Source organism: Floridaenema flaviceps BLCC-F50, from assembly GCF_041929275.2.
Classification (GTDB): Bacteria; Cyanobacteriota; Cyanobacteriia; order Cyanobacteriales; family Aerosakkonemataceae; genus Floridanema; species Floridanema flaviceps.
Window position 1 is genome coordinate 414,844 of sequence record NZ_JBHFNR020000002.1, and the last position, 16,496, is coordinate 431,339.

At 39.3% G+C, this 16,496-nt stretch carries 14 protein-coding genes; 8 read left to right on the forward strand and 6 right to left on the reverse strand.

Annotated features, from left to right (window positions below; translation table 11 throughout):
* The first annotated feature begins 29 nt into the window (after positions 1 to 29).
* Positions 30 to 677: a Uma2 family endonuclease gene (locus ACE1CI_RS21755; protein WP_413266696.1), complete on the forward strand. Its 648-nt coding sequence runs from the start codon at positions 30 to 32 to the stop codon at positions 675 to 677.
* A 227-nt stretch (positions 678 to 904) separates the two neighbouring features.
* On the opposite strand, the gene ACE1CI_RS21760 is transcribed toward ACE1CI_RS21755, so the two are convergent.
* Positions 905 to 1,963 (reverse strand): aromatic ring-hydroxylating dioxygenase subunit alpha, encoded by a 1,059-nt coding sequence (locus tag ACE1CI_RS21760; RefSeq protein ID WP_413266695.1) that lies wholly within the window; start codon positions 1,961 to 1,963, stop codon positions 905 to 907.
* 110 nt (positions 1,964 to 2,073) lie between these two features.
* Positions 2,074 to 4,023 carry an FAD-dependent oxidoreductase gene (locus tag ACE1CI_RS21765; protein WP_413266694.1) on the reverse strand — a complete coding sequence of 650 codons (1,950 nt, stop codon included), beginning with the start codon at positions 4,021 to 4,023 and terminating at the stop codon, positions 2,074 to 2,076.
* 29 nt (positions 4,024 to 4,052) lie between these two features.
* Between ACE1CI_RS21765 and ACE1CI_RS21770 the strand changes: the two genes are divergently transcribed.
* Together ACE1CI_RS21770 and ACE1CI_RS21775 are read left to right on the forward strand one after the other, a co-directional pair.
* Complete coding sequence (locus ACE1CI_RS21770) at positions 4,053 to 4,856, forward strand: ABC transporter permease (protein WP_459564125.1); 804 nt, start codon at positions 4,053 to 4,055, stop codon at positions 4,854 to 4,856.
* A gap of 80 nt (positions 4,857 to 4,936) precedes the next feature.
* The gene (locus tag ACE1CI_RS21775; protein ID WP_413266692.1) at positions 4,937 to 5,824 is read left to right on the forward strand and encodes an ABC transporter ATP-binding protein; all 888 of its coding nucleotides are present in this window, start codon (positions 4,937 to 4,939) and stop codon (positions 5,822 to 5,824) included.
* A gap of 113 nt (positions 5,825 to 5,937) precedes the next feature.
* On the opposite strand, the gene ACE1CI_RS21780 is transcribed toward ACE1CI_RS21775, so the two are convergent.
* A complete protein-coding gene (locus tag ACE1CI_RS21780) occupies positions 5,938 to 7,137 on the reverse strand; it encodes a pentapeptide repeat-containing protein (RefSeq protein ID WP_413266691.1) in 1,200 nt (399 codons plus the stop codon).
* A gap of 141 nt (positions 7,138 to 7,278) precedes the next feature.
* Between ACE1CI_RS21780 and ACE1CI_RS21785 the strand changes: the two genes are divergently transcribed.
* Together ACE1CI_RS21785 and glyS are read left to right on the forward strand one after the other, a co-directional pair.
* Entirely contained in the window at positions 7,279 to 8,646 is a 1,368-nt protein-coding gene (locus ACE1CI_RS21785) for a TAXI family TRAP transporter solute-binding subunit (RefSeq protein WP_413266690.1), read from the forward strand.
* Between the two features lie 176 nt (positions 8,647 to 8,822).
* Positions 8,823 to 10,973, forward strand: a complete 2,151-nt coding sequence (gene glyS, locus ACE1CI_RS21790) for a glycine--tRNA ligase subunit beta (protein WP_413266689.1) — start codon at positions 8,823 to 8,825, stop codon at positions 10,971 to 10,973.
* 382 nt (positions 10,974 to 11,355) lie between these two features.
* On the opposite strand, the gene ACE1CI_RS21795 is transcribed toward glyS, so the two are convergent.
* On the reverse strand, positions 11,356 to 11,637 hold the full coding sequence (locus ACE1CI_RS21795; RefSeq protein WP_413265581.1) for a hypothetical protein: 282 nt from the start codon (positions 11,635 to 11,637) through the stop codon (positions 11,356 to 11,358).
* 100 nt (positions 11,638 to 11,737) lie between these two features.
* Positions 11,738 to 11,992 carry a hypothetical protein gene (locus ACE1CI_RS21800; protein ID WP_413265582.1) on the reverse strand — a complete coding sequence of 85 codons (255 nt, stop codon included), beginning with the start codon at positions 11,990 to 11,992 and terminating at the stop codon, positions 11,738 to 11,740.
* A gap of 122 nt (positions 11,993 to 12,114) precedes the next feature.
* On the opposite strand from ACE1CI_RS21800, the gene murD reads away from it, so the two are divergent.
* From murD to ACE1CI_RS21815, 3 genes are all read left to right on the forward strand, one after another.
* Entirely contained in the window at positions 12,115 to 13,464 is a 1,350-nt protein-coding gene (gene murD / locus ACE1CI_RS21805; protein WP_496615689.1) for a UDP-N-acetylmuramoyl-L-alanine--D-glutamate ligase, read from the forward strand.
* A 241-nt stretch (positions 13,465 to 13,705) separates the two neighbouring features.
* Entirely contained in the window at positions 13,706 to 15,277 is a 1,572-nt protein-coding gene (locus ACE1CI_RS21810) for an ATP-binding protein (RefSeq protein WP_496615690.1), read from the forward strand.
* A 95-nt stretch (positions 15,278 to 15,372) separates the two neighbouring features.
* Positions 15,373 to 15,714, forward strand: a complete 342-nt coding sequence (locus ACE1CI_RS21815) for a hypothetical protein (protein WP_413265585.1) — start codon at positions 15,373 to 15,375, stop codon at positions 15,712 to 15,714.
* A gap of 55 nt (positions 15,715 to 15,769) precedes the next feature.
* Here ACE1CI_RS21815 and ACE1CI_RS21820 read toward each other — a convergent pair whose 3' ends face one another.
* Complete coding sequence (locus tag ACE1CI_RS21820; RefSeq protein ID WP_413265586.1) at positions 15,770 to 16,183, reverse strand: hypothetical protein; 414 nt, start codon at positions 16,181 to 16,183, stop codon at positions 15,770 to 15,772.
* Positions 16,184 to 16,496 lie beyond the last annotated feature (313 nt).

Consider the following 16,496-nt stretch of genomic DNA (forward strand, 5'->3'; position numbering starts at 1 on the left):
CATTATAAAACATAATTTAGGACAATAAAATGGTAACTCTACAATTGCGACAACTGGGTGTACCGCCGGGACATCGGGTGTTATTTCATGATGTAAATTGGCAGGAATTTGAGGCAATTTTAGAAGAATTAGGCGAAAAACGTTCTTCTCGATTAGCTTATTTTAACGGAACTTTGGAGATTAGGGTGCCATTACCAGAACATGAGGTAAACAAAGAAACGATTGGTGACATAGTAAAAATTTTGTTGGAAGAACTAGAAATCGATCGAGAATGTTTTGGTTCGACAACTTTCAAGCGAGAGGACATGGCGGCAGGTATTGAACCTGATAACTGCTTTTATATTCAAAATTATGCTCAAATGATTGGCAAAACTCGCATAGATTTAACAGTCGATCCCCCACCAGATTTAGCCATAGAAATAGATGTTACTTCCAAAACTCAAGTTAGTGCATATCAAGCATTAGGAGTACCGGAAATCTGGCGATATGAAAACGGAAAGCTGCAAATTTACCTACTCCAATCAGGGAAATATCTTGAATCTCCAAACAGTCCTACATTTCCTAATTTTCCCATAATTGAGGAGTTTTCCCGTTTTCTGGAAATGAGTCAGACAATGGGAACAAGTCGAATGCTGAGAGAGTTTCGTAAATGGGTGAGAGAACAAGGGAATTCTTAGCTTAGATCTTGCACCAGTCCCAAAATCCGCCTGCCTTATCAATTCGCACCGCGAGTAGCTAAACTCCTCTAAAGAGGACTAAATAGTTAGTATTCAAAAGCTTTTAGTCCATTAAAATGGACTTGAGCTATAAGAAAAGCGAATTGATTCGCAGGCGGGCTAAAACGCAGGTGCAACATCTCAGTTAGCAGGAATGGTGCGTTAGCGCAGCGTAACGCACCCTACATTTATATTGATTTTTCGATTTGGGTTCTGATTAGTTTTTGTACGCTTACTAAGGCTTTGTTTAATTCATAATTTTTTCTTTCTGGATGTTGCAAATAAGACTGTTGTTCTTCTTGAATCATCACTAAATCTTGACGCACTAAGTTATTAAGCAAACCTTTGGCTGCATTAAAGGAAAGGTTTTTGACAAAGCGGCGAAACCCCACAGGTAATATGTGTAATTTGTCAAAGGCATTTAAAGAAGTGAAATGGATTAAATAAGCGCGAGTTTTTGTTTCACTTACCGGACAAAACAAACAACAAATTTTAAAATCATTCCCTAATGTTGCTACCCAATGAGGATAAATATAACTCACGTCTAAAGGTTCAGGATGTAACTGTCGTAAAGCTGGAATAAATAACTGTAAAACTGCCCATTCTCTGTTGATTTTGTAATAGCTTTGGGCTTGATAATGAGCCTGAACTTTGTTATCATCTTCATCAATATGTTGTAATACAGGATTTGCCCAAGCTTGTAAGTCTTGGTGCAAATGTCCGTGATACATATCCATTAGGTTTTCGATTAAAAATGAATAGTGAGATGGACAATCAAAACCTGTATAACTGACAATATAATTAAGATGTTCCCATTCTGGTAATGCTAAAGGTGAAACTAAATTTGATAAGCTTTCATCGCCAGGAAATACCCAGATAAATCCATCTTTTTCGATCGCAGGATAGCAACGAATTTTGCAATTGGGTAGTTTTTGATTTGCTGCTAAATAGGGAACTTCGGCGCATTCACCAGTAGCATTAAACCGCCAACCGTGATAAGCGCATTCTAATTGATTATTAATAACTTTTCCGTGACTTAGTTTAACTTGGCGATGGGGACATCTATCTTCTAAAGCGTGAATTTTACCTGTGTTGTCTCGGTAAATTACTATTGGTTGATTCCACAAAGTAACGCCTAAAGGTTGGCTTTTTAATTCGCTAATTTGAGCAGCGACATACCAATGATTGAGATTAATTCCTAACTTCCGAATGTCTTGGAAATTATTGGTTGAAGATAGGGAAGTCATAAGTTTATAAACCTGATTAAAGGCTAAATTTTTAAACGCAGATGAATGCAGATAAACGCAGATGAACGCAGATAATATTTATATATTTACTGTGTTCATCTGGAGTGATTTTAAATTTTTAGTAACCCTTCGGGGTTGACTGTAAATAGGGTGCGTTTTTGCAATCCTTGGCGGTGCAAAATTTCGTTTGCTGCTAGTAGTCCACTGCTAATTGCTCTTTCCATTAAACCACAGGGGAAGGGCATTTTTACCCAATCTCCGGCGAATAAAAGGTTGGATATTTCGGTGGTTGTTTGGGGACGTTCTGCATAACTATTCGGAGGATAACCGGAGAAGTTTTTTTGATTTACTAGTTCTCGATGCAGAATGTTTGCTTGCTGAAGTTCGGGGACTATTTCGTATAGTTCTTGTTCAAATGTTGTGAGTAATGCTTCTTGAGTGGGAAACTCTTTTTCTTTGTAGCAATATGCGTGTAATTCGACTACGCTTCCTCCGGTTTTATTTGCCCATTCAATAAATTGGTCTTGAATGCGATGATAGAGGGTGATACTATCAGTTAGGCGATAACCGGATAAAGAGGTAAACCAACTTTGTTCCCACTGGAAATCGCGATCGAACCAAAAACGACAAACCGCAAATGGATCTGCTACTGGTAGTTTTTCGATTTGGGCTTTTACTTTATCATTAACGTCGCCATTAATGCGGGTAAATAATTGACGAACTCCGGGAACGTCGGTGGCAAAAACGTAGTAATCTGTTTGAATGGTGTTAGTTGATGTGGTTAAGTTGGAGTTGTTTGTGGTGGCGATTAGTTGGAGTTGATTGGATTTGCGATCGACAACTCTATACTTTGCCAAATCTCTTTGAGCGGGGCCTTTAATAACTTTACCATTTTTATCAAAAGCTGCACCATGACAAGGACAGTGAAATTCACCATTTGCCTGTTTTTGTACGGTACAACCTTGGTGAGTACAAGTTAAGGAAATCGCTTCATTGCTATTACTTTTAACAGCAAAAACTTCATCCCCTGCACCAAAATATTCTACTTGGCGATCGGCAATGTATTGATTGCGACTTACCCAAAAAGGAACGTCGTTACTATTGTTACCTTGATAATAAGTTAAGGAATCAATTTTGCCTTGGGAGGCGTTAATTTCTTTAACGGTTGCATCTGTAATAATTGTGCCGTTATTACTTTTAATTGCTTGGGCGATCGGTTGAACTAAACTTGTTCCCATGTCCTGTTTAGTACCATTAAAAGCTAAACCTTCAGGATTGCCAAAAAAGTAAAAGTGGAAAAATTGCATTAACTCACCAACACTCATCTCGTCGGGAGCATTTAAACTCGATTTCGCAAAGGGAAGGAAGTATAAATCATACAATCCTTGGGGAAATTCTTTTTCTACCCATTCCGCAACTGAAATATTATCAAGGCGTTGAAAAGTTTTCTCAGTTTGAAATCCGGTAATGGCGCGAAAAACTTGCCAATGTTCCCATTTTGTCAGGTTAATTCCCCAGCGTAAACGGTTAGGAGAAGCCACAGCTAAATCAACTATATTCCAGGGAAAAGCCGAATGACTGGGGCGAAATACTTCTGGTTGATATTTAGCATTTCGATAAACGACTGAGTAAAACTTCAAATCCAGAAAATTGTCAGTTATTTGCAGTTCTTTGACTAAACTTTTTAGGTTATAATATTGGGGGAAAAAGCCGTGAAACCCATGTTCCATCATGAAAGTTTCTTCGCCTATTTGAATAGGCCAACTGGCAATTTTTCCTCCTAATTGCGGCGATTTTTCTAATAGCGTAACTTGAAAACCTCGTTGACTTAATTCGTAAGCACAAGCTAATCCAGCTAAACCTCCACCTACTACGGTGACGCTAATTGGTTTATTTGTCCAACGGGGTAAATCGAGGGTATCCTGTTGAAAAATGCTTGGCTGTGGCTTAGAAAAACGGGAATACCCTACTACACCACCAACTGCACCGACACCGAACATTTTTATGAAAGTACGTCGCGAAATTGTCGGTAATTGGGCGTATCTTGATAATTGATTCATGAACTACTTTGCTAACTCCTCACATGATGATCAAATATTGGCGGGAAACGCTGGCTGTAACTCAGCGCATTTTAATCGAATTATTCCGACGGCGACGTAGCCTGATTTTTTGGAGTGTTTTTCCCATTGCTCTGCTTTTACTCAACGGATTTATTTTTGCAGAACGCGCTCAACAGTCAATGGCTTTTGCTTTTGAAAATGCGACACCGACTACTTTGGCTTTTGAAAATGCCGCACCGACTACTTTGGTAGGCGCGGCGCTGTTTTTTAGCTGCTTGGGAGGTACTGTGACTACGGTAGTAGCGGAACGAGAGCAGCAAACGCTCAAGCGCTTGTTTATCTCTCCTTTGAGTGGAACTTCTTATTTTTTGGGCATTTTCGGCGCTCACTGTTGCATAGGTGTTGGTCAAACTTTGTTGGTGTATGCGATCGCCTCTTTCTGGAATGCTAAATTTCACGGCTCTCTCCTTTTGGGAGCAATGATTATTCTACTCAGTATTATCTCTTATGTTGGTGTGGGATTTATTCTCGGTACACAATTGGCTCGTCGTGCTGATGATATTAATGCTTTAGTAGCAACTTTTGGTGTACCTTTATTGATTTTAGGAGGCGCATTTATTCCCAGTTTTATCTTTCCGCAATTTCTGCTAAACTTGGCTAAATTTAATCCAATTTATCACATGACTGAAGCACTACTCGGTGTGTCTGCTAATGGCAATGGATTAACAGAAATTTCTTTCCATTTTTGGTTTCTATTTGGGTTTGCTATTTTGATGATTGGTGCAGGTTGGTTATCTTATCGTCGGATGTTGCGTGTAGAGAGAAGGTTATGAATCTCCAGATCCCCGACTTCTTAAAGAAGTCGGGAATCTGAGTCGGGGATCTGAGCAAAGCTAAGTGAATCAAGGAAAATATGCTGTTAATTGAAAATATCAATAAGTCTTACGGGAAGCGTCAAGTTCTGCAAAATTTGAATTTACAAATTAATTTGGGCGAAATTTACGGTTTACTCGGACCAAATGGTGCAGGTAAAACGACGACGATTAATATTATCTGTAATTTGCTTAAGGCAGATAGTGGCAAGATTGAAATTAACAATCAACCTGTTTCGGAAAAAAATAAATCAATTATTGGTGTTGCGCCTCAAGAAAATTTACTTTATCGAACTTTGAGTTGTAAAGAAAACTTGGATTTTTTTGCTCAAATTTACGGTTTAGGGCGAAAAGTTCGTCAGGTACAAGTTGAAAAATGTTTAGCGGCTGTTAATTTGCTCGATCGCGCAACTAGTCCTGTAGAAACTCTCAGCGGTGGCATGAAACGGCGCTTAAATATTGCAGTCGCGTTAGTACATCAGCCGAAGTTACTAATTTTAGATGAACCGACAACTGGTTTAGATATTGAAGCACGTTACGAAGTTTGGGAGTTAATTCGCAATTTGAGAAATCAGGGAATTACTATTTTGTTAACTACACATTTACTCGATGAAGCCGAACGTCTTTGTCAAAGAATTGGGATTTTGAAAAATGGGCGAATTCTGGCGGAAGGAAGTTTGTCCCAGTTACAGAAATTGATTCCGGCAAAGGAGATAGTCACGATCCAAACGGAAGATGAGGAAAGTGCGATCGCACGCGCCACAGAATTAGGTTTTCCTCATCGACGCTACGGCAATGAATTAGCATTGTGGCTCCCAGAAACTTTAGAATTAAAAGAAATTATTGCTGCTTTCGATGGTATTTCCCTTGCTTCCATTTCCCGTAAACCAATCAGTTTGGAACATATCTATCTAGAAGTGACTAAATAGGGGATTGGGGATTAGGGACTAGGAAGAAGAGGTGGGGAGGTGGGGAGAGTTGAAGAGATAATTCAATTATATTCCCCTTGTCCCCAGTCCCCAGTCCCCAGTCCCCAGTCCCACTAATTAAAGTTAAAATCCTGAGCATGATTATTCCGATTTTCACTTTCTAACTCAGGCTCAGAAAGATGGAAATTTTCAGAATTTGTCAGGCTTTTTAGATCGATCGGTCTATTAGCCATAGTCTTAGCAATTTCCATTAAATTAGCACCTTGTTGGCGATGAATGGCAATATCATCAGATTGGCTTTGTAATTGTTCACCGTATTCTTTATCAATATCTCGCAAAGCCAGTTCATACTGTAACTTTAAAACTTTCTCAATTTTAGCTATATTAGTCTCACAAGGAACTTTAAACCTAATTATAAAAGCACCATCTAATCTTTGTTCAATTGCTTGGATAGATATTTCATTACCTACCATTTCAGTATTAAATTTTTCCAAAGCAAGAGACAAAGCTTGCCACTCAATACCATGTAGAAAAATTAAATCAACAGTAGCAAAAACTTTTTGAAATAACTTACTAAATTCTCCCGGTGCAAACTCTCCTGTAATTGGGCGACGTTCTTGTTGATGATACTCTAGATAAATATGATCGCAAACAATATCATCTAATAAAGTAGCACTGTTAATGTTCCAATCTTGAATGCAAGCTCCCGTAAATTTGGCTTTATTAAAATTAGTATAAAGGGCTTGAGTTCGGATTAAAAAAGCAGCAGTTAAATCGGCTCCACTGAAAGCAGCAGCAGTTAAATCGGCTTCGCTCAAGTTAGCCGCTCGCATATAAGTACCCGTAAAGTCGGCTCTGCTAAGATACGCACCTCGGAGATTTGCGCCTGTTAGGTATGCGCCGCGCAAAAATGCTCCCGTCAAGTCTGCTTTTGCCATGTTCGCCACCCTGAGCAATGCAGTGGAAAGGTCTGCTCTGCTGAGGTATGCTCCGCTCAGGTTTGCGCCTGTAAGGTTAGCTCTGGTGAGATCGGCAGCACGTAATAATGCCCCGCTTAAATTGGCTTCACTCAAATTGGCTCGATTTAAACAGGCTCCATTTAAATATGCTCCAGTTAAATCTGCTCCAGTTAAATCGGCGCTGAACAACCCAGCAGGGCCGAGGTTAGCACCGCTTAAGTTGATTCCTTTAAGATTTGCTCCATTGAGATTAATTCCATATAAATCAGGCTCTACCTGTGGAAAATTTTTGCGCCAACTATTCCAAACATTTACCCCCATCCAGAGCAAAGTGCTGTGTAACCAATTAGCCATGACTTTCGCCCTTGTTGCCTAACTCTTGCTTAAATATACGGCTTGGTTTAGCTGCTGTCAGGAACCGATTTGAGTCGCGATCGGACAAACTGTATTTTTAGCGGGTAAAATTATACTTATTGCCTGTATTGGAAAAGTATTGTGAATCAAAGTCCTATGCAGAAAAAATTCCCTAAAAATTTTCTATCCTCAATTAATTTAATATACCTGAGCTTGGGATGCTTAAGTATTGGGTTAATTGCTGCTTTAGTTTGGTTTTTTGTGGCTAATAACTTTAAAACCTATCGATTAACATTAGTAGCTGGAAGCAAAGATGGCGAAAGTTATATTCTTAGTAAAGCGATCGAGCGAGTTGTAGAAGCCAAAAATCCCAAGATCCAAATTGATGTTGTAGAAACTAAAGGAACAGAGGAAAATATCGAAAAGTTGGAGAAAGGAGAGGCACAATTAGCTACTGCTCAAGCAGATATTCCGGCTGGACGTTCTGCTCGCACTGTGGTTTTTTTGTATCCAGATATCTTTCAATTAGCAGTTAAGACAAATTCTGAAATTAAGGATTTTGCTGACCTTAAAGGTAAGCGGATTGCTTTGTGGCAAAAGGGTGGACAATATCGCTCTTTTCTCCAAGTTGCTGCACATTATGGACTGCAAGAACAAGACTTTATTTTTGTGGGAAATAACAGCAAAGAATCTGACGAAGCTTTTCGGCAAAATCAAGCTGATGCTTTCTTTCGAGTCCGAGCTCTAGGCAACCGGAATATTGTCGATTTAGTGCAGAAATATAATGCCCGGTTGTTGCCTTTAGATCAGGCTGCTGCTTTGCGAATTAAGTATCCAGCATTTGAACCTGCGGAGATTCCCAAAGGTGTATTTCAAGGGAGTAGTCCAGCAATACCGGATGTAAATTTGCCCACAATTGCTGTGCGAAGACTGTTGTTAGCCAGCGACAAAGTTGATAGTGAAGTTGTGCGGCAAATTACCGAAGTTTTGGATAGTCATCGTCAAGAAATTGCTGATAATATTCCCGATGAATTTGCTGATGTGCGACCTTTAGTTGCTAGTATTACTCAACCGACTACTACGGGTGGAACGGGTATCCCTATTCATCCAGGTTCGCTGGCATATTTCGAGCGAGATCAACCTTCTTTTATTCAAGAAAATGCCGATTATTTAGCATTAATCTTAACTGTAGCTTTGTTAGTTGGTTCTTGGTTTTGGGAATTGAAATCATGGCTAGAAAAACGGCGTAAAAATGAATCCGATCGCCATATTTCTACTATTATTGGATTAATGAAATCAGTACAAGAAAAGCAAATACCAGCCACAGTCGGTCTAGAAGAACTGGATAAAGTATTTGCTCAAGCTGCTACAGATTTGATTGACGAAAAAATTTCCCAAGAATCTTTTCGGACTCTTAGTGAAGCTTACAAGGCAACCAGGGATGTAATTGCACATCAAACGGATGTACCTAACGAAAAAAGCGATCGCATTCCGAAAATACCAGCTTAAACTGGAAAAGTTACCGATCGATTATCTAAATTTAAGTAAAGTAAAGACGTTATATATAACGTCTCTTCAAATATATAACGTCTCTACAAGGTGTTGAGTTAGCTGATTAGCCAGACATAATCTCAGGCATCAAATCGCGATAAACTGTTTTAGCTAGTCTACTAACATTTCCGTCTATGCCTAGTTTCCTATTAGAAGTCGGTACAGAAGAACTCCCTGCCAGCTTTGTCTCCAGCGCTATCCAGCAATGGCAAAGCATGATTCCCAACACTCTGGCGGAACAATTCTTAAACTCCCAGAAAATTGATATTTACGGTACTCCGCGCCGTCTCGCTGTTTTGATTCAAGGTTTGCCCACCCAGCAAGCTGATAGAGTAGAAGAGGTAAAAGGGCCACCAGCAGCAACGGGTTTTAAGGATGGTCAACCAACGAAGGCAGCAGAAGGTTTTGCCAAAAAGCAAGGTGTAGAATTAGATGCTTTGGAAGTTCGTCCCACAGAAAAAGGCGATTTTATTTTTGTTCAGAAAACAATTCCCGGACGTTCTACAGCGGAGATTTTAACCCAGTTAATTCCCCAATGGATTTCTAAGTTAGAAGGTAAGCGGTTAATGCGTTGGGGAGATGGCGATATTAGATTTTCTCGCCCAATTCGTTGGTTGGTTACTTTATTAGATGATGTGGTTTTACCAATTGAAATAGTCAATGGTTCGGAGACGGTAAAAAGCGATCGCACTTCCCCAGGACATCGCGTTTTACATCCCAAAGCTGTATCAATTCCCAACGCTACAGATTACGTTAAATCCCTAGAATCTGCTTTTGTTCTAGTTAGTCCCGAACAGCGTCAAACTAAAATTAACGAACAAATTCAAACAGCAGGTACTCAACAAAATGGTTTTGCCGAAATCTATCCCGATTTGTTAGCCGAAGTTGTTGAATTAGTAGAGTTTCCTACTGCTGTAGTTGGTAATTTTGATGCAGATTTCTTGAATTTACCCGCCGAAGTAATTACTACAGTAATGGTAACTCAACAGCGTTATTTCCCGATTTTCAAAACTGCTGAATATCGAGAGTTATTGCCTTACTTTATCACCATTTCTAACGGCGATCCAGCGAAAGCAGATATCATTGCTAGGGGAAATGAAAGGGTAATTCGCGCTAGGTTAGCTGATGGACAATACTTTTTTAAGGTTGACTCTACGAAGCCTTTAGAAAGTTATTTGCCGCAATTGGAAAAAGTCACATTTCAAGAAGACTTGGGTTCGGTACGCGAGAAAGTTACTCGGATTCAAAAGATAGCTGGACAAATTTCCGAACAACTGCAATTAAATTCCGAAACTAGCAACAATATTCAGCGATCGGCTTTATTATGTAAAGCGGATTTAGTTACTCAAATGGTGGGAGAATTCCCAGAATTACAAGGAGTAATGGGGCAAAAATATGCGGCTGCGAGTGGGGAAACTGAAGCAGTTGCAACAGGTATTTTTGAGCATTATTTACCTCGTGGTGCAGGGGATAAATTGCCGGAAACTATCACAGGTCAAGTGGTGGGAATTAGCGATCGCCTAGACACCCTAATAGGTATTTTCGGCTTAGGAATGTTACCCACAGGTTCTTCCGATCCTTTTGCCTTACGACGGGCAGCAAATGCGATCGTTAACATTACTTGGGCGGCAGAATTAGCAATTAATTTACAACAATTAATTGAGCAAAATGTAGCTGATTTTGCAGTAAAATTCCCTAAAACAAACTCGGCTGAATTGCTATCTCAATTGCAAGATTTCTTCATTCAACGGATTCGCACCCTATTACAAGAGGAAAGGGGAATTGATTACGATTTAGTGAATGCGGTTTTGGGAGAAAATGATCCAGAATACACAGAACGCGCCTTGCAAGATTTATTAGATGTGAGAAATCGGGCTGATTTCTTACAACAAATTCGCCAAAATGGGAAGTTAGATGAAATTTACGAAACTGTGAACCGTTCCACTCGTTTAGCAGCACAAGGAGATTTAGATAAACAACAATTAGAACCTACTTCGGTTGTGAAGTCTGAGTTATTTCAAAAGTCATCAGAACAGGCGTTTTATGATGCGATCGTCCAACTAGTTCCCCAAACTAAAGCATCCCAAGCACAACGCAATTATCAACAATTGGTAGATGCTTTAAGTAACATTGCACCCACAGTTAGCACATTTTTTGATGGGCCTGAAAGTGTGTTAGTAATGGATGAAAATATGGAGATTCGCCGCAATCGTTTAAACCTCTTAGGATTATTACGAAATCATGCGCGAGTATTGGCAGATTTTGGCCCGATTGTGAAGAGTTAAGTAGGTAGATATAAATAAAAATGAAAACTAAGGCGGGCAGGATGCCCACCCCACAAAAATTACACTTTCTTGTGGGGTGGGCATCCTGCCCGCCCTACAAGAATTACACTTGTGGGGTGGGTATCCTGCCCACCCCACAAAAATTACACTTTCTTGTGGGGTGGGCATCCTGCCCGCCCCACAAAAATTACACTTTCTTGTGGGGTGGGCATCCTGCCCGCCCCATCTAAATATAACTATTATCACTTATTTATTTACACTTACCTTAATCCTAAATCTGCCTTGATGACTCCTCTTTAATTTTTATGTCAAAAAAATGTAGAGACGTTTCATGAAACGTCTCTACATTCTTCTCTCTTCCTTCTCTGCGTCTCAGCGGTTTTTAATCATCATTTTTATCATCATTGTCATTGTCATTGTCATCGTCATTATCGTCATCTGTACCTCGTGAATTTTCTCTCTTGTCATCCTCATCTTTGTTGCGATTTTCTTGATTTACTAACTTTTGTTCAGAAGAATTTACCTTTAACTCTGGCTGCTTTGACAATGGATTTGCCTCTCCTGCTAATACGCCAGTTACAGCAGTATTCAGCAGCAACATTAAACTAAATAGGTGGAAGATGCTACTGATAATGGGCGCGATCTTTGGATGATTTGTACTCATAGTTACAGCTTATCCTGAAAAAAACTTAGCGGTTTTCTCCTCAATTTAAACAGGGTTATAGCAACAGCCAAGAGTCTTAAGACGTAGGCAAAAAGTCTGATTAATCATCATCTGAACCTTTACCTTTTGACTTTTCCTTCTTGTCATCATCATCATCGTCGTCATATTTATTTTGCTGTTGTTGATTAACCGACTTTCCTTCAGAAGAGTTTTCCTTTAATTCCGGCTGCTTTTGCAATGGATTTGTACATCCTGTTAATACACCATTTGCAGAGGTAATCAGCAGCAACACCAAAGCTAATTGCTGGAAAATGGTACTGAGAATCGGGGTAATTTTTGGACGCTTGGTATTCATAGTTACAGCTTATCCCTAAAAAAGTTAGAGGTTTTCACTTGAGTTTTAACAGAGTGAATTGCAAAAGCGCATTAGGCTGTAATATTATAAACGGGAAAAATCAGGGAATAACCTTTTAACTTATGCCTATTGCTCATATCATTGGTTTGGGAAGATCGGGAAATGCTGCTGCAAGACTGCTGAAAAGAGTAGGTTGGCAAGTTACAGTAAGCGATCGCAACAACAACCCCAACTTACAACAGCAAGCAGAACAGTTAAACAGCGAAGGAATTGACGTTAAATTAGGTTATTCCCTAGAATTAGACAGTCCCGAATTACCCAATCTCATAGTAGTTAGTCCGGGAGTTCCTTGGGATGCAGCTATTTTAATCCGCGCCAGAGAATTGGGAATTGAAGCGATCGGCGAAATGGAATTAGCATGGCGATATCTGCGAAATATTCCTTGGGTAGCTATTACCGGAACTAACGGCAAAACTACTACTACCGCTTTAATTGCAGCGATATTTCAAGCGGCTGGATTTAATGCTCCCGCTTGCGGTAATATCGGTTTTGCTGCTTGTGAATTAGCCTTAGCCGAAACTCCTCCAGATTGGGTAATTGCCGAAATTAGCAGCTATCAAATCGAGTCTTCCGCATCAGTTGCACCTCGGATTGGTGTGTGGACAACTTTTACTCCCGATCACCTAAGTCGCCACAAAACCTTAGAAAATTACTTTAACATTAAGGCACATTTATTAGTGCAATCTGAGCAGCAAATTTTTAACGGAAACGATCCTTATTTACAAAATAATGCACCAAAACGCTTTGCCAATGCTTACTGGACAAATGTTAAAGGCAAAGCAGAGTTAATTAGTGGTAAAGGCGCTTATATCGAAGATGACTGGGTGATTTTTGAGGAGGAAAAAATTGTTCCAGCTAATGCTTTAAAAATGGTGGGAGATCATAATCTCCAAAACCTTTTAATGGCAGTAGCTGCGGCGCGTTTGGCGGGGATTGGGAAAGATGCGATCGCCAAAACCATCAACAACTTCCCCGGAGTTCCCCACCGTTTAGAACACATCTGTACTTGGGAAGGAATTGACTTTATTAATGATAGTAAAGCCACCAATTATGATGCAGCCGAAGTAGGATTAAATGCAGTTATGGCCCCAGCAATACTCATCGCAGGCGGCGAAGCCAAAGCTGGAGATGACACAGGCTGGATGAGTATGATTAAAGCTAAAACAGCCGCAGTTTTACTCATTGGTGATGCTGCAAACGCCTTTGCCAAACGACTCGATGAAATTGGCTATACTAATTATGAAATAGTCGAAACAATGGAACGTGCTATTCCTAAATCAGCCGAACTAGCAAAACAATATCAGGCTAAAGTTGTACTCCTTTCTCCGGCTTGTGCTAGCTTCGATCAATACACAAGTTTTGAAGAAAGAGGCGACCATTTCCGGCGAATTTGTCAAGAAATATTTAAATAACTTCATTCAAGATATTTAATATTGTTCTGTTTGAATCTTGGGGAGAGTAGTAAAGAGTGACCTATATTCTCCCGTAAATCAATTAATTTGTTACAGAATTTTAAGCAAGTAAAATACATACGCCAATGGGTAGATGAAGCATAAATAAAAAATCAGCTTTATGATTGATGCAAAAGTCCTCTGTGTTTAGGAAAACATAGGGTGTATCGCCTAAAAAACAATAGTTGATATACAGAGATTTATGCAAAAAATTGCCTTTTCCGGCTTTCAGCTATATGGTATCACTCTTTTAATAGAGGCGTTGATTCTGGCAGTAATGTATTTTCTGAATCAGGTAATTGATGTGACAACAAGTGCTTTTGTACTATTTTTCTCTCCCGTAATCATTACTGCTTGGTATGGCGGGTTAAAAGCTGCTATTTTCGCTACTGCGTTGACAGGATTGGCAATAGTATATTTTTTTCTGCCTCCCATCAACTCTTTACTCTTAGGCGGAGAAGAATTTGTCCAAGCTTCTCTTTTCTTAATTCAAAGTTTTTTATTCATCACTCCCTTAACTTTATTACAAAACAAAATTACCTTGAAAAAAACGGTAGAAATACCGCAAAATCAACAACAATCTTTGGATTATATGACTCAAATTGAGCAAACAAAAGCAGCATTGTGGCAAACTCAATCCTGGTTGCAAACAATAGTAGAAAATTCTCCTACTGCTATTTATATTAAAGATTTAGATGGTAGATATCTATTATTTAACCACAAATGCGAAACTATTTTTAATATTTCTAGGGGACAAGTTTTAGGCAAGACAGATTATGATTTTTTACCAGATGAAACAGCAGCAGCTTATCGTTGTAACGATCGAAAAGTAATTGAATCGGGAAAGCCTTTAGAATTTGAAGAATTTGCCATACTTAACTCTCAACCTGTGACAGTTATTTCTTTAAAATGCCCCCTGTATAATTGCGAGGGAATACCCTACGGAATTTGTGGAATATCTACAGAAATTAGCGATCGCAAACTCATGCAAGAAACCTTAGTTAAACAAGCCGAAGAATTAGCCAAAATAAATCGGATTAAAGATGATTTCTTAACCACAGTTTCCCATGAATTACGCACCCCATTAAACGCCATCCTTGGTTGGTCACAAGTCTTGCGGAGTGGTAAACTAAGTGATACCATTGTCGCTAAAGCTTTAGAAACAATCGAACGCAACGCTAGATCGCAAAAACAGTTAATTGAAGATATCCTTGATGTTTCACAAATTGTCACCGGAAAACTACATTTACAAATTAGCTTAATTGATATCGTTACAATTATAGAGAAAGTAATTAACATTTCTCTACCATCTATTGTTGCCAAAGAAATTCAACTAAATTTTGTCCAAAATCAAGTTAACGATAAAATTTTAGGAGATAGCGATCGCTTACAACAAGTGATTTGGAACTTAATATCCAACGCCATTAAATTTACACCAGTTGGCGGCAGCATTGAGATAAACTTGAGAATAGAAGAATGGGAAAAGACAACGGAAAAACAAAAACATTCTTGTGCATCTTCTCTCCTCAAGTTCGTAATTATTGAAGTGATAGATACAGGTATAGGTATTAAACCAGAATTTCTTCCCTTCGTGTTCGATCGCTTTCGTCAAGCTGATGGTTCAACTACTAGATCGTATGGCGGTTTAGGGCTGGGATTAGCGATCGTCCGTCATATCGTAGAATTACATGGCGGAGTTATCTACGTCCAAAGTGAAGGAGAAGGAAAAGGCGCAACCTTCACAGTAAAACTGCCATTAGTTAACAATCTGTAATTTTCGAGACTATTTGAATGTATCTTTGGGTAGAAGCGAGGTTTTTAAATCAAAAATACTATTATTTTGGACAAAGAAATTAGGAGTCGATTAGTATGAGCCATATTATTTATAGCTTAAAGAAAGCCTTGCACAAAGTTTTGGTTTCAACTTTAATAGTTTTCCTTAGTGTATCAGCCTTAGTACTTTTCCCATCTCAAGCAAGTTTAGCAGAAGCACCCACACTGAGGCAGCCGATGCAAACACAAATTGACAATTCTAATTCATCAAAACTCCCCAGGGAAAAAAGTTACGAAGAAGAAATTAATGCCCTTAACGATCCCAAAGGTTTAGAAAAAGAATACAAAGAAAACCTAGAAGCTTACGAAGAAACTCAACCAGATAAAGGAATAATTGAAGAAGCCAAATCAATCGTAGAAAAAGTCACTGGACAGTAACAGTTCGTTGTGAGGACTAAAGTCCTAACTTTAGTCCTCTTTTTGTATCGATTAACTAACCAGACAAATCTTGCTGTAAAGCATTTCCCCACTGCACCGCTAAAGCTAGTTGTGTAAAGGGAATTCGCACGGAATTAGAAGAATTAGAAAACAGAAATTCCAAAGAAATAGTACCACCTTTCTCTGGGGGTTGGGCTAAATTGTAGGCGCGATCGTCCACAATTACCCGAATACTTTCTACATCTTTAAGCGAAAAAGTTTGCAAATTTATAGGTGCTTTGCGCGTCGGTTTTCCCCAAGTTAGATCGCTACCCTTTTGCCCAAGCACCGCATAAATATCATACTTGGCGCGATCGAACTTTTGGGCCCAAATACGGTAAGCTTCTAACTTTTGATATTCATTCCAACCCGCCCAAGCTAACCAAATAAATAATGCCAGCAAAGGCAACCAAAACAGACCTCTTTCCATAATTTTAGGGATTGGGGATTGGAGATTGAGGATTGGGAGAAGTTTATATTCTTCTTGCGATCCCTTTTAATCTTAAATCTATAGCAATCTTATCGATTTGTGACAAAGATTTTTTTTGAACCGCAAAGACGCGAAGGACGCGAAGGAAAGAAAAAGAGAAGAAAAGGAGGACTTTACAAATTAAATAGCATTCCTATATTTCCTAGTCCCGTAGGACAGGCATCTTGTAGAACAGGCATCTTGTAGGACAGGCATCTTGCCTGTCATCCTGTCATCCCCAGTCCCCAATCACCCCCACCATGAGTTATCTTGG

What these genes read in the sequence shown, in the direction of transcription:
- ACE1CI_RS21820 (WP_413265586.1), bottom strand. Translation starts at nt 16,183, where the DNA reads ATGGAAAGAGGTCTGTTTTGGTTGCCTTTGCTGGCATTATTTATTTGG.
- murD (WP_496615689.1), top strand. Translation starts at nt 12,115, where the DNA reads ATGCCTATTGCTCATATCATTGGTTTGGGAAGATCGGGAAATGCTGCT.
- glyS (WP_413266689.1), top strand. Translation starts at nt 8,823, where the DNA reads ATGCCTAGTTTCCTATTAGAAGTCGGTACAGAAGAACTCCCTGCCAGC.
- ACE1CI_RS21760 (WP_413266695.1), bottom strand. Translation starts at nt 1,963, where the DNA reads ATGACTTCCCTATCTTCAACCAATAATTTCCAAGACATTCGGAAGTTA.
- ACE1CI_RS21780 (WP_413266691.1), bottom strand. Translation starts at nt 7,137, where the DNA reads ATGGCTAATTGGTTACACAGCACTTTGCTCTGGATGGGGGTAAATGTT.
- ACE1CI_RS21765 (WP_413266694.1), bottom strand. Translation starts at nt 4,023, where the DNA reads ATGAATCAATTATCAAGATACGCCCAATTACCGACAATTTCGCGACGT.
- ACE1CI_RS21795 (WP_413265581.1), bottom strand. Translation starts at nt 11,637, where the DNA reads ATGAGTACAAATCATCCAAAGATCGCGCCCATTATCAGTAGCATCTTC.
- ACE1CI_RS21755 (WP_413266696.1), top strand. Translation starts at nt 30, where the DNA reads ATGGTAACTCTACAATTGCGACAACTGGGTGTACCGCCGGGACATCGG.
- ACE1CI_RS21775 (WP_413266692.1), top strand. Translation starts at nt 4,937, where the DNA reads ATGCTGTTAATTGAAAATATCAATAAGTCTTACGGGAAGCGTCAAGTT.
- ACE1CI_RS21810 (WP_496615690.1), top strand. Translation starts at nt 13,706, where the DNA reads ATGCAAAAAATTGCCTTTTCCGGCTTTCAGCTATATGGTATCACTCTT.
- ACE1CI_RS21815 (WP_413265585.1), top strand. Translation starts at nt 15,373, where the DNA reads ATGAGCCATATTATTTATAGCTTAAAGAAAGCCTTGCACAAAGTTTTG.
- ACE1CI_RS21800 (WP_413265582.1), bottom strand. Translation starts at nt 11,992, where the DNA reads ATGAATACCAAGCGTCCAAAAATTACCCCGATTCTCAGTACCATTTTC.